Annotated in this window: 10 protein-coding genes and 1 pseudogene; all 11 read right to left on the bottom strand. The window is 51.4% G+C overall.

The genetic code is table 11. The features are described from left to right. Window positions 1-63 precede the first annotated feature (63 nt). The 11 genes and pseudogenes from AB1I67_RS10305 to rapZ all read right to left on the bottom strand — a co-directional run bounded on the left by AB1I67_RS10305 (window position 64) and on the right by rapZ (window position 13,032). Window positions 64-642, bottom strand: coding sequence for a TetR/AcrR family transcriptional regulator (locus tag AB1I67_RS10305; RefSeq protein ID WP_367029780.1), 579 nt, complete (start codon window positions 640-642; stop codon window positions 64-66). Between the two features lie 63 nt (window positions 643-705). Further along, the gene (locus AB1I67_RS10300) at window positions 706-1,830 is read right to left on the bottom strand and encodes an ATP-grasp domain-containing protein (RefSeq protein WP_367029779.1); all 1,125 of its coding nucleotides are present in this window, start codon (window positions 1,828-1,830) and stop codon (window positions 706-708) included. A gap of 109 nt (window positions 1,831-1,939) precedes the next feature. Beyond that, on the bottom strand, window positions 1,940-3,913 hold the full coding sequence (lysS, locus tag AB1I67_RS10295) for a lysine--tRNA ligase (protein ID WP_367029778.1): 1,974 nt from the start codon (window positions 3,911-3,913) through the stop codon (window positions 1,940-1,942). Between the two features lie 55 nt (window positions 3,914-3,968). Beyond that, window positions 3,969-4,451, bottom strand: a complete 483-nt coding sequence (greA, locus tag AB1I67_RS10290; protein WP_367029777.1) for a transcription elongation factor GreA — start codon at window positions 4,449-4,451, stop codon at window positions 3,969-3,971. Between the two features lie 227 nt (window positions 4,452-4,678). Beyond that, a pseudogene (gene dusB, locus AB1I67_RS10285) lies at window positions 4,679-5,670 on the bottom strand (tRNA dihydrouridine synthase DusB). After that, window positions 5,667-6,017, bottom strand: a complete 351-nt coding sequence (locus tag AB1I67_RS10280; protein ID WP_367029776.1) for a DUF6145 family protein — start codon at window positions 6,015-6,017, stop codon at window positions 5,667-5,669. Before AB1I67_RS10280 ends, dusB begins: the two are co-directional and overlap by 4 nt. A gap of 147 nt (window positions 6,018-6,164) precedes the next feature. After that, window positions 6,165-7,139, bottom strand: a complete 975-nt coding sequence (gene pfkA / locus AB1I67_RS10275; protein ID WP_367029775.1) for a 6-phosphofructokinase — start codon at window positions 7,137-7,139, stop codon at window positions 6,165-6,167. A gap of 91 nt (window positions 7,140-7,230) precedes the next feature. After that, window positions 7,231-10,698: a DNA polymerase III subunit alpha gene (locus AB1I67_RS10270; RefSeq protein WP_367029774.1), complete on the bottom strand. Its 3,468-nt coding sequence runs from the start codon at window positions 10,696-10,698 to the stop codon at window positions 7,231-7,233. Between the two features lie 200 nt (window positions 10,699-10,898). Further along, window positions 10,899-11,156, bottom strand: coding sequence for an HPr family phosphocarrier protein (locus tag AB1I67_RS10265; RefSeq protein WP_367029773.1), 258 nt, complete (start codon window positions 11,154-11,156; stop codon window positions 10,899-10,901). Window positions 11,157-11,186: 30 nt separating this feature from the next. Further along, entirely contained in the window at window positions 11,187-12,152 is a 966-nt protein-coding gene (gene whiA / locus AB1I67_RS10260) for a DNA-binding protein WhiA (protein WP_367029772.1), read from the bottom strand. 1 nt (window position 12,153) lies between these two features. Next, a complete protein-coding gene (gene rapZ / locus AB1I67_RS10255) occupies window positions 12,154-13,032 on the bottom strand; it encodes an RNase adapter RapZ (RefSeq protein WP_367029771.1) in 879 nt (292 codons plus the stop codon). Window positions 13,033-13,054 lie beyond the last annotated feature (22 nt).

The following is a 13,054-nucleotide window of genomic DNA, read 5'->3' as shown; positions in this document are numbered from 1 at the left end:
TCTCCTTCTAACTTCTATCCGGAAAAATATGAAATATGGTTCGCAGTCCATATTTCACAATTTTTACAATCCCAACAGTTCTGTCAAAAAATCCTGGATCCGCTGCTTCTGTTCCCCGCTGCTCATACTCCTGTCCATAAGGATACCAATCTGACCAAATACAATAAAGTACGCTGCTGTTTTCAGATCGGATAACTGTATCTCGCCCCGTTCTTTTGCCGTCTCCAATAAACTGGTGACCACGGGAACCAGCTTCTGCCCCACCAAAAGAAAGAGCTGATCATGAAGTTTTTTATTCTCCGGCTTATGGAACAACTGGTACAGATCGGACTGCCCCTTTTCCGCCGCTTCGCCGGGCATCCCCTGACCACTCATTATACAGATCAGTTCCTTTAAGGTCTTGCCCTGAACATGATACTGTTTCAAACTCTCCCGGACTATAAAATCCGCATATTCCTCAATGGCTGCATCATAAATCTCTTCTTTGGACGCATAATACCGGTAACAAAGTCCCTGAGAAATACGGCTCTCCGCCGCTATATCAGAAATAGCTGTCTTCTCATACCCCTTTCTGGCAAAAACACGGATAGCTGCCTCAAGGATCTCCCGCCTGCGTTCCTCCGGATTCTTTATTACACGCATAATCAGATCCTCCTTATGATCTGTATCATAACATTTTGAGCCAGAATTGTCAATGAATGAAATTCATTTAAATGTTTTATAAAATACCTCTGCATCTATTTGCTGTAATCCTGATACCTGCCCATCGCCCAATTCCATAATGATCAAGGAACCATCTTCTTTTCTTGCAAGGTCAACCGTAACAAAATTGCTCTTGACTCTTTGGGCGATTGACTCCATCCACTGATATTCTTCAGTTGAAAGATTTACATCCGAGTCTTCCAGCCAGTAATCATCAACTGCAAGAATTTTCCCTGCATAAATGAATACCCTGTATTCTTCTGACAAGGGCATGCCACTGCGTTCATGATACCCAATTTTCTTCAATTTTTCAAATTTCCTTAAGACAATGCCTCCAACCAGGTCAATACCCTGCCGATCAATAAAATTGCCGATCACCCTGGCTGCATTTTCCCGATCATCTATGCTTTCGATAAAACAGGCATCATACCATTCGTGCTTTCTGCTTTTCACATAATCCTTTACGACATAAGGGCCTTCCAGCTGTTTTGCAATCTGCAGAGCAGCTTCCAGTTTCCCCTGCAGCTCCCAGACAGTTTCAGGCGTTTCCGTTTTAAAATCGTTATACCATCCCGGCAAAAGATGATATTTCTCATATTCGTCCGGTGTATTGATCAGGATAATCCCCTGCTCCTCTAAAAGCGAGTAGAAGCTTCTGTACATATCCGGATGCATCATCCAGCCGCGGTAAATGGTAAGGCCAGAAATCTTCTCTTCGTACAAAGAAAGTTTACCCTGCTGTAAATCCTCATAGCTGAACAATGCACAGGCATGCTCCAAACCAGCAGCCTGATACTCAGCTCTATAATCCACATCAACTTCATGCTGGTATAAAGGGTGATTGCAAAACAGGAAATTTATGGCTGCCAGATCTCTGACCAGAATCCTTCCCCCCACCTCCGCACCACATATCGATTCAAAGCAAAGTCCTATGGTTGCATCCGTTATATGGATAGCATCTGATCGTTTTCTAATCATCTCTATCCCTTTTACCTTAAACTGGCTGCCATGAAGATCATACAAAATATCACCCAGGCGGATTATGGTGTCCTTATCATTTTCTATTGTATATATAATTCCTCTCCCAGTTATCTTAAACCGGTCCGTGATTCTAAAAATATCTGACATAACAATTCACCACCTTTTGTCTTCTTATTCTATCACAAAAACAAAAGAGACTCCATGACCATCGTCACAGAATCTCCATTTTGTTACTCTTATTTCCGCTTATAACATCTTAATACAGCTTCGCCCCCGCCGGAATCCGGTCGTCTACCATCAGAAGGTTCAGGCCTTCTCTACCATCCTCCTCATGGACTGCAGAGATCAGCATCCCACAGGAATCAATGCCCATCATCTTTCTGGGCGGCAGGTTCACGATTGCGATCGCCGTCTTTCCGATCAGCTCTTCCGGCTCATAATACTCATGGATCCCGCTTAAGATCGTCCGGTCTGTACCTGAACCGTCATCCAGAGTGAACTGGAGCAGCTTCTTGCTCTTCGGCACAGCAACACAGTCCTTGACCTTCACCGCGCGGTAATCGGACTTCGCAAAGGTATCAAAATCTACCATTTCTTCAAACAGCGGTTCAATCTTTACCTTGGAAAAATCAATGGTTTCCACAGGCTTCTCTGCTGCAGTTCCATCCGCCTCAGAAGTTCTGGATGCAGCCGCAGCTGCCTTTTTGGAATCGCCGGAACCGCCAAGGCTCTTCATCGTCGGGAACAAAAGTACGTCTCTGATCGCCGGTGAATTGGTGAACAGCATCACCAGACGGTCAATCCCGTACCCGATTCCGCCTGTCGGCGGCATACCAATCTCCAGAGCATTTAAGAAATCCTCGTCTGTGGTATTGGCTTCCTCATCCCCGGCTGCCAGCGCAGCTTCCTGGGCGCGGAAACGCTCTCTCTGGTCGATCGGGTCATTCAGCTCTGAGTACGCGTTGCACATCTCGCGTCCATAAATGAACAGCTCGAAACGCTCCACCTGCTCCGGCTTATCCGGCTTTCTCTTGGTCAGCGGGGATACCTCCACCGGATGGTCCATAATAAAGGTCGGCTGGATCAGATGCTCCTCCACGAACTCCTCAAAGAACAGGTTGATGATATCGCCGCGCACGTGGCGCTGCTCGTAATGGACCTCTTTTTCATCGGCAAGCTTCTTCGCTTCTTCAGTAGTCTCAATCTTATCAAAATCAATACCGGTATATTTCCGGATCGCATCGATCATGGTCAGCCGCTCAAACGGCTTGCCCAAGTCAATCTCCACCTCTGCATAAGGAACCGTGGTAGTACCGCAGACTTCCGTCGCAATATGGCGGAACATATTCTCAGTCAGATCCATCATGCCGTTGTAATCCGTATAGGCCTGATACAGCTCCATCAGCGTGAATTCCGGGTTGTGGCGGGTATCCAGTCCCTCGTTACGGAACACACGGCCGATCTCGTATACACGCTCCATTCCGCCTACGATCAGGCGCTTTAAGTAAAGCTCCAGGGAAATGCGCAGCTTCACGTCCTCATCAAGCGCATTGTAATGGGTCTCAAAGGGTCTTGCGGCAGCGCCTCCTGCATTGGATACCAGCATCGGCGTCTCCACCTCTAAAAAGCCCAGGTCATCCAGATAACGACGGATGCAGCTGATGATCTTTGAACGCATCACAAATGTCTTCTTCACATCCTCATTCATGATCAGGTCTGTGTATCTCTGACGGTAACGCATATCGGTATTGGTCAGGCCATGGTACTTCTCCGGCAGGATCTGCAGGCTCTTGGAGAGCAGGGTCACAGTATGGGCATGGATGGAGATTTCTCCCATCTTGGTGGTAAACACAATACCGGTAACACCCACGATGTCACCGATATCCATGCGCTTGAACTCCCTGTAAGCTTCCTCGCCCAAGTCATCCCTTGCCACATAGCACTGGATATTGCCGTTTAAATCCTGGACATTGCAGAAGGACGCCTTACCCATCACGCGTTTGGACATCATACGCCCTGCGATGGATACCTCTTTTCCTTCCCACTCGCTGTAATTGTCTTTCACGTCCATGCTGTGCACGGTCACGTCGTATTTGGTAATGAGAAACGGATCTTTGCCTGCTGACTGCAGCTCCGCCAGTTTCTCACGGCGCACCTTTAAAAGCTGGTTCAAGTCCGGTTCCTGATTCTGCTTCGCATTCTGCTGCTTTGCATTCTGCTGCTCTGCCATTTTCCTATTACTCCTTCTATCCTCTTTTATCTGTCCGTCCAGGGCAAAACCTTAATTATGATACTCTCTGGATCTCCAGGACCTTATACTGGATGATCCCGGCCTGGGTCTCCACATCGACCATATCTCCCACGCCTTTTCCAAGCAGTGCATGGCCTACCGGGGACTCATTGGAAATCTTATTCTGCAGGCTGTTCGCCTCAGTGGAACCTACGATACGGAACTCCATCTCCTCGTCAAAATCCACATCATAAACTTTTACCTTGCAGCCGATGCTGATCTTATCCAGATCGATCTCATCCTCGTCGATGACTTCAGCATTCTTCAAAAGCTTTTCCAGCTCCTCGATACGCAGCTCGATATCACGCTGCTCATCCTTTGCTGCATCGTACTCCGCATTCTCGGATAAGTCGCCCTGCTCCCTGGCTTCCTTGATCTTCTCAGCAACCTCACGTCTGCGGTTTACCTTCAGCTCCTGCAGCTCATCCTCATACTGTTTCAGTCCTGCGTAGGTTAAAATGTGTTTCTTCTCTGCCATGATGCTCATTTCCTTCCTTTTTTACTGGTCCTCTGCTAAAATCGGACCTTCCCCCATACATACCGGTCCGTTGCATTCAAAGCCCTTGGCTCGTTGCATTCACAGTCCCGGCGCGCCCTGCGCCCCGGGCTATGGGCAGTCGCCAAGAACATGCAAGCATGCCCTTGGCTCGTTGCATTCACAGTATTATATCCTAAAGAATTGTAGTTGTCAAGAAGCGGAAAACGTCAGTTTTCCGCGTTCCTGCATGAATCTTCCCACATCTGGCTGTCCTGGAGAAGTTTTTCCAGTTCCTCCAGGGTTTCCAGGGTGTTGCAGGCCCTGCGGATGCCGGCTGAATGGGGTAGTCCGGCGGTATACCAGGCGATATGCTTGCGCATTTCCTTCATGCCCAGATCCTCCCCTTTTAACTCTGCCTGCATCCGCGCATGGCGCATGATCATACGGCCAATCTCGGGTGCGGAAGGTACGGGAAGCAGCTCGCCGGTATCCAGATAGCGGTTGATCCGCCTAAACAGCCAAGGATTCCCTCTGGCCCCTCTGGCCACCATCAGGCCGTCGCAGCCGGTCTCTTCCATCATCCGTTTTGCATCCTGCGGTGTGAAGATGTCCCCGTTTCCGATCACCGGGATCTTGACCGCAGCCTTGACCTGACGGATGATATCCCAGTCGGCGCTGCCGGAATAGTACTGCTCCCTGGTCCTTCCATGGACAGCCACTGCCGACACCCCGCAGCTCTCGGCGATCCTGGCTATCTCCACCGCGTTGACGCTCGCATCATCAAAGCCTTTGCGGAATTTGACCGTCACCGGTTTCTTCACACGGTTGACCAAAGCCGTCAAAAGCTCCTCCACCAGCTTCGGATCCTTCATCAGTGCGGAACCTTCTCCGTTGTTCACCACCTTCGGCACGGGGCAGCCCATATTCAGGTCGATGATATCGTAAGGGCCATCCTCGATCTGGTGGGCCATGCTGCTGACGATCTCCGGGTCTGAGCCAAAAGCTGCACCGCGATCGGGCGCTCCTCCTGCCGCACCGTGAGAAGTTCCTTCGTATTGCGGTTTTTGTAGAGGATCGCTTTTGCACTCACCATCTCTGTATATAAAAGGCCGCATTCCTGTTCCTTGCACAGCATGCGAAATGGCAGGTCAGTTACTCCTGCCATGGGCGCCAGTATCAGATTGTTCTCCAATTCCACATTTCCTATACGTAATCTCATTCTGCCCCGTCTCCAACTGTCTCTCCGAGATAAAACGTCCTGTAGTACAGCTCCAGCGCCTCCAAAAACTCCTGCCCTTCCTGGCGGAACTGCTTGATCTTTAGATCCGCCCCGATCTCGTCATAGTATCCGTCATATTCTGAAGTGGCATGTTTAAACTCCAGTGTGCCGTCCTCCGTAAATTCCAGTGTCAGGATGCCTCCGCACTCCTCTGTGAACCAGACGCACATGACCTTTAGCTGCCGCTTCACATCCTCCGGCAGATTGTCAAACTCTTCATTAAAATAGTACTTCCGTTCATAGCCATTAGAACCGCAAAGCACCATGTTTCCTTCATTTCCTGTCATTCTTTTTCCCTCTTTATAAATTCGCAGCTCTGCCTTTGCCCGCTGCTTAAAGATTCTTCCACAGACTTAAGAATGCCCGGCGGGTTGTGCCACCGGGCGTTGTATATAATCTCTGTCATGCTGTGCCGACGTCTTTGGGAGCTTCTCTTAGCACACCAGCATTTTGGCGATCTCGTACTGGTCTTCCGGGATATCCTTCTTCATCTGCAGGGCTTCCTGGATATCGAAATCCACGTATTCGCCGTGCTTGTATGCTACCAGGCGGTTGCTCTTGCCGTCACACAGAAGCTCCGCTGCCTTGGCGCCCATGATGGATGCATAGACACGGTCCTTACAGGTCGGCGTACCGCCGCGCTGCATGTGTCCCAGGATCGTCGCCCTGGTCTCAATCCCTGTAGCCGCCTCGATCCGGCGTGCCATGGAGGTGGAATGTCCGATCCCCTCTGCATTGATGATGATATTGTGCTTCTTTCCGCCCTTCCGGTTCTGGATGATCCGGTTGATCAATGCCTGCTCATCGCCGTCATAGCGCTCCGGCAGCAGAATATCCTCCGCGCCGTTGGCAATTCCGCACCACAATGCAATATAGCCTGCATTGCGGCCCATTACCTCGATGATACTGCACCGCTCATGGGATGTGGAAGTATCACGGACACGGTCAATGGCTTCCATCGCCGTGTTGACTGCCGTATCAAAGCCAATGGTATATTCCGTACAGGCAATATCCAGATCGATGGTACCCGGCACGCCGATGGTGTTGATCCCCAGCGCCGCCAGCTTCCCGGCTCCACGGAAGGATCCGTCGCCGCCGATCACCACGATGCCGTCAATGCCGTGCTTCCGGCAGATCTCCGCACCAGCCTGCTGGCCCTCAGGGGTTGTGAACTCTGTACATCTTGCCGTATACAGGATCGTTCCGCCACGGTAAATGATATTGGATACGCTGGTGCTGGTCATATCCACAATCTCCTCCTGCAGAAGCCCTGCATATCCACGCATAATGCCTTTGACATTCATGCCCTTGTTGATTGCAGTGCGGACCACCGCACGGATCGCAGCATTCATGCCTGGTGCATCTCCGCCGCTCGTCAGGACACCAATCGTTTTAACCTTCTTTGCCATAGCCGTTTCCTCCTGTCACTCTATCGACTTTTCCCCTTTGGGTATCATTACGTTCTTTTTTAAATACAAAGGTTATTCTAAAACATTTTCCCTATCTTTTCAATCCCTTTTCCACAAGTTTGATATTTTTTTCACCAAGTATCTGTTCCAGCGCCAGGATCATCGGTTTACCAGCCCCCACTTTCCAGTTGGCCGGAAGGACTTTTTTGGCCCGCTCCTGTTCCAGATATATGATCACCGTGTTATTCCCCTCATCCATTCTCAGGGTATCAAACACCTGCTGCTGCTTCTCATCATACTCCGCCTTGTCTTTAAACTTCAGCCACAGCTCCTTCGGGACCGCATCAAACGGGACGACCTGCTCACAGATCAGCTTGCCCACCGGGTCGTCGCCAATGGACGTCCTTCCCTGGATGAATACCTTGGCGTCCTCGATCAGCAGATTCCGCTTGTTCTCATAATCCTTCGGAAATACCAGGACCTCCACAGAGCCTACCATATCCTCCACCGTGACGAACGCCATCATTTTGCCGGTCTTTGTAGTTTTCACCACCTTGCCGGTTATCATACCTCCGATCGTCACACGGGCGCCGTCCTCCACAACTGCGCGTCCGGTCTCCTCATCCACCATAAAATCAGTGGTCTTCGCCGTAATGCTGTTTTTCCAGGTCTCCAGATACTCCTCCATGGGATGTCCGCTGATATAGATCCCCAGGATCTCCTTTTCAAATGCAAGCAGCTCCTCCTTCGGGAACTCCGGCACATCCGGCATAGTGATCTGAAACTGCTCCTTCTCCTCCTCGCCTGCAAAATCAAACAGGCTCAGCTGGCCGTCCAGGGCATTTTTCTTTTCTTTGTTCTTCTGGTCCATCATCTCCGGGGCGATCATCGTCTTCTGCCTGCGGTTGCCCGGAAGGCAGTCCAGGGCGCCGGACTTGATAAAGTTCTCAAGCGTCCGCTTGTTGACCTCCTTGCCGCCCATCCGCTCCACAAAATCATCCATGGACACATAAAGCCCGTTGTTCTCCCGTTCTTTTATGATGGCATCCACCACGCTGCGGCCCACGCTCTTGATGGCTGACAGACCGTAGCGGATGGCATTGCCGGAAACGGAAAAACCGCTCTGCCCTTCATTGATATCCGGAGGCAGGATATTGATGCCCATCTGGCGGCAGGTCAGGATGTACTCGGACACCTTCGTGATATTATCCATGACTGAAGTCATCAGCGCCGCCATGAACTCCCTCGGGTAATAGTATTTCAGATAAGCGGTCTGATATGCAACGACCGCATAACATGCAGCATGGGACTTGTTGAACGCATATTTTGCGAAATCCGTCATCTCGTCATAGATATGGTTCGCCGTCTTTTCATCAATCCCGTTGTTAACGCAGCCCTTTACGCCCTCCGCTTCATTGCCGTAGACAAAATTCTGACGCTCTTTCTCCATGACAGAAGTTTTCTTCTTGGACATGGCGCGGCGCACCAGGTCGCTCCGGCCCATGGTATATCCGGCCAGGTCACGCACGATCTGCATAACCTGCTCCTGGTATACGATACAGCCGTAGGTAGGCGCCAGGATCGGCTCCAGCTGCGGGCATTCGTACGTGATGGAGGTCCTTTCATTCTTCCCTTTTAAATATCTGGGAATAAAATCCATCGGACCCGGGCGGTACAGGGAGATGCCTGCTATGATATCCTCAAAATTCTCCGGCCGCATCTCCTTCATAAAGCTCTTCATCCCGGAACTTTCCAGCTGGAACACGCCGTCGCACTTGCCTGTGCCGATCGCTGCCAAAACATCCTTGTCATTGTAATCAATGTGATCCATATCCAGACGGATCCCATGACCGCGCTCCACCTGCTCCACCGCATCCTGGATCACCGTCAGAGTCCGAAGCCCCAGGAAATCCATCTTTAACAGCCCCAGCTCCTCCAGGGTCGTCATGGTGAACTGGGTCGTGATCGTACCATCCGAGGACCTGGACAAGGGAACAAACTCGTCCATGGCCCGCTGGCCGATCACTACGCCGGCCGCATGCATGGAGGTATGCCTCGGCAGCCCCTCCAGGCGCTTTGCCATATCGATCAGGTACTTGACCTCCTCATCCTGCTGGTATGCTTCCCGCAGGTCGGGGCTTTGCTTTAATGCCTTATCAAGGGTCATCCCCAGATCTCCCGGGATCATCTTGGCGATGGCGTCACAGCGGGCATAGGGCAGGTCCAGAACACGCCCCACATCCCTCACGACACCCTTCGCTGCCAAAGTACCAAAGGTGACGATCTGCACCACCTGGTCCTTGCCGTACTTCTCCACCACATAATCAATGACCTCCTGCCTCCGTTCGAAGCAGAAGTCGATATCGATATCCGGCATGGAGACACGTTCCGGGTTCAGGAACCGCTCAAACAGCAGGTCATAGCGGATCGGATCGATATCCGTGATCTCCAGGCAATAGGAGACAATACTTCCCGCCGCAGACCCCCGCCCCGGGCCAACCATGATCTGATTGGACTTGGCGTAGTTGATGAAATCCCACACGATCAGGAAGTAGTCTACATATCCCATGTCATGGATAACGCCCAGTTCATATTCCAGGCGCTTCTGGAGCGTGCCGTCATCATCAGGGTAACGCTTCGCCATGCCGTCCTGACACAGCTTGTTCAGATAGCCCCAGGAATCATATCCCTCGGGCACCTCGTATTTGGGCAGCTTAGTCACGCCGAACTCAATCTCCACGTTGCAGCGCTCCGCAATCTTGTGGGTATTGTCAATGGCCTCCTGGGCATAGGGAAACAGCGCCCGCATCTCCTCCTCAGACTTGCAGTAATACTGACCGCCCTCATAGCGCATCCGGTTCTCGTCGCTGACCTTCTTGCCGGTCTGGATGCACAAAAGGATATCGTGGGGCTTGGCATCCTCCGCCAGGATATAATGGATATCGTTGGTGGCGACCAGATCCATCTCCAGATCCCGGCTGAGCCGCAGAAGCCCCTGGTTCACGGTCTTCTGGGTGGGGATCCCATGGTCCTGAAGCTCCAGAAAGAAATTGCCCTTCCCGAAGATCTCCTGATAATGGAGGGCGGACTTCCCCGCCTCCTCATACATCCCACGCGCCAGATACCGCTGCACCTCGCCCGCCAGACAGGCGGACAGGGCGATGATCCCCTCATGGTATGTCTCAAGCACCTCATAATCCACACGGGGCTTGTAATAGAAGCCGTCAACAAATCCCTTGGACACGATCTTCATCAGATTGTGATAGCCCGTGTCATTCTCCGCCAGCAGGACCAGATGATAATACCGGTCCTCACCGCTCACCGTCTCCCGGTCAAACCGGGAACCTGGGGCAACATATACCTCACAGCCGATGATCGGCTTGATCCCGGCTTCCTTCGCCGCCCGGTAAAAATCGATCACACCGTACATGACGCCGTGATCCGTAACCGCCATGCTGTCCATCCCCAGCTCTTTTGCCCGGACCGCCAGTTCTTTTATCTTACAGGAACCGTCCAACAGACTGTACTCTGTATGGACGTGTAAATGTGTAAATGCCAACTTGGTTCTCCTTCTTTTCTAAGTACTGATACCAGTATAGCACAAACAACCGGGGTTCTGCAATTTAGTTTTATCTTTCCAGGTCTTTCGCAGGAACGCAAAAAGCAGGCCCCGGATCTCTCCTTCTGGCCTGCCCATAATCTATACCATATGTCTATGTGTAAAGCGCCATACCGGTTCGTCATATCCGGAACAACACCTTAATTCTTCCCAATCAAATAGTTCTCGATCTCTTCTAACGCCGTAGCCTCGTCGGAGCCGTCGGCAGATACGGTGATCTCTTCGCCGCCGCCCATGCCCAGGGTCATCATGCCCATAATACTTTTGACATTTACCCGGCCGCTTGACTTTTCCACATAAATGACACTGTCAAACTGGCTGGCAATCTGTACCAGCATCGCTACCGGTCTGGCCTCAAGCCCAGATGCAAGTCCGATTGTGATTGTCTTCTTTAACATAATTATCCTCCTCATTTTCGCGAGCGCAACCTACGCTCCTGTGCCTGAACGCTGTTCCCGTAACTTCTCCGCCATACTTCCCAGTTTCCTGAGACGATGGTTGACGCCGGATTTGCCTACCGGCGGGTCGAGCGCCTCTCCAAGCTCTTTTAGTGTTGCTTCCGGTCTTGACAGCCGAAGCTGCGCAATCTCCTGGAGATTCTCCGGCAGCCTGCCAAAACCAACCGTATCCCTGATGTAGGTGATGTCCTCCATCTGCTTGACCGCCGCCGATACCGTCTTATTGATATTGGCCGTCTCACAGTTGACCTGCCGGTTCACGCTTCCGCGCATCTCCTTTAAAATCCGGATATTCTCCAGCTCCATAAGAGCTACCGGGGCCTCCATCACATTCAGGATATCTACGATCTGACTGCCTTCCTTGATGTACACCACATAATATTTCTTCCGCTGCACGATCTTGGCATCCAGTCCGAACGCAAGAATCAGCCCCTGAAGCTGGACCGCCTTGCCTTCCGTAGCACAGGCAATCTCGAAATGATAAAACTTTTCCGGATCACTGATGGAGCCTGCCGCCAAAAATGCGCCGCGGATAAACGCGCGCTTGCAGCAGTTCTGCATGATCACTACGTTTTGTGCCAGTGACAGATTCTCCTCAATCTCGCCGTACCGGTCGATCAGTTTGGATGCCTGCAGCACCCGGAGCGCATCCTCATGCCTGCAGACACCGACCGTATAGGTACGGTTTCGATGGTTTTCCACCCCTTGACGGATGGAGACATCAATTCTTATATTAAATGTTTTTTTCAATAATGTAAAGTACTTTCTTGCAACTGCCGCATTTTCTGTGTGTATTTTTACGCAGTATCGTTCATTTTCGGATATCTGAATCCGTCCGCACAGGCTGATGATCGCTGCAATCTCCGCGATCTGACAGTGTCTGGCCGGGCTCAGCTGATGGGACAGCTCATCCTTTACCTTTGAAGAAAATGACATCTCACACCTCTTTTTCCTTCCGGTCCTTTCTGATATCGCGGTGCTCAAGCTTCAAGCCGAACTCCTCGTGCCTGCTCAAATGCTGGTACAGGTCGTTCGCTATGGTCACAGAGCGGTGCTTCCCTCCGGTACACCCCACTCCGATCACCAGCTGGTTCTTCCCCTCCTGGACATAGTTCGGGATCAGAAATTCCAGCATATCGTAAAGCTTCACCAAAAAAGCGTCTGCCGTGCCGCCCTTTTTCACAAAGGCCTGCACCTTAGCCTCCTCCCCCGTGTGGCTGCGCAGGGCCTCCACATAAAAAGGATTGGGCAGGAAACGCACGTCAAACACCAGATCTGCATCCGCCGGGATCCCATATTTAAATCCAAAGGAAAGTATGGTAATAAACAGGTTCTGGTATTCCCGGTTCTCCAGAAATATCTTTTCCAGTTCCTGGCGCAGCTCCCTGGTCAGAAGCTGGCTCGTATCTATGATATAATCTGCTCTCTCCTTGATAAACTCCAGACGCTTCCGTTCCGCGCGGATCCCGCTGTCCACACGGCCCTTGCCTGCCAGAGGATGAGAACGCCTGGTCTCTTTATAACGTTTCACCAGGGTGTCGTCACTGGAATCCAAAAACAGGATCTCGCAGGGCAGGGAATGCTGCTTCCAGTTGTCTAACACATTTTTAAGCTGAGGCAGATCCTCACCGCTGCGGATATCGATGCCCAACGCAACCAGCTCATGAGGCGCCGGCTTCTGCAGCGCCAGCTCCGCAAATGGCTCCATCAGCGGGATCGGCAGATTATCCACACAATAAAACCCGATATCCTCAAGCATTTTGAGGGCGCTGGTCTTGCCCGCCCCGGACATGCCTGTCACAATGACTAATTTCAACAGTTGCTCCTTTCGTCTCCCC

The sequence above is a fragment of the Clostridium sp. AN503 genome (assembly GCF_040719375.1).
Lineage (GTDB): Bacteria > Bacillota > Clostridia > Lachnospirales > Lachnospiraceae > Brotaphodocola.
This window is presented reverse-complemented; position numbering and strand designations above follow the sequence as displayed.

What these genes read in the sequence shown, in the direction of transcription:
- AB1I67_RS10305 (WP_367029780.1), bottom strand. Translation starts at nt 642, where the DNA reads ATGCGTGTAATAAAGAATCCGGAGGAACGCAGGCGGGAGATCCTTGAG.
- AB1I67_RS10300 (WP_367029779.1), bottom strand. Translation starts at nt 1,830, where the DNA reads ATGTCAGATATTTTTAGAATCACGGACCGGTTTAAGATAACTGGGAGA.
- lysS (WP_367029778.1), bottom strand. Translation starts at nt 3,913, where the DNA reads ATGGCAGAGCAGCAGAATGCAAAGCAGCAGAATGCGAAGCAGAATCAG.
- greA (WP_367029777.1), bottom strand. Translation starts at nt 4,451, where the DNA reads ATGGCAGAGAAGAAACACATTTTAACCTACGCAGGACTGAAACAGTAT.
- AB1I67_RS10280 (WP_367029776.1), bottom strand. Translation starts at nt 6,017, where the DNA reads ATGACAGGAAATGAAGGAAACATGGTGCTTTGCGGTTCTAATGGCTAT.
- pfkA (WP_367029775.1), bottom strand. Translation starts at nt 7,139, where the DNA reads ATGGCAAAGAAGGTTAAAACGATTGGTGTCCTGACGAGCGGCGGAGAT.
- AB1I67_RS10265 (WP_367029773.1), bottom strand. Translation starts at nt 11,156, where the DNA reads ATGTTAAAGAAGACAATCACAATCGGACTTGCATCTGGGCTTGAGGCC.
- whiA (WP_367029772.1), bottom strand. Translation starts at nt 12,152, where the DNA reads ATGTCATTTTCTTCAAAGGTAAAGGATGAGCTGTCCCATCAGCTGAGC.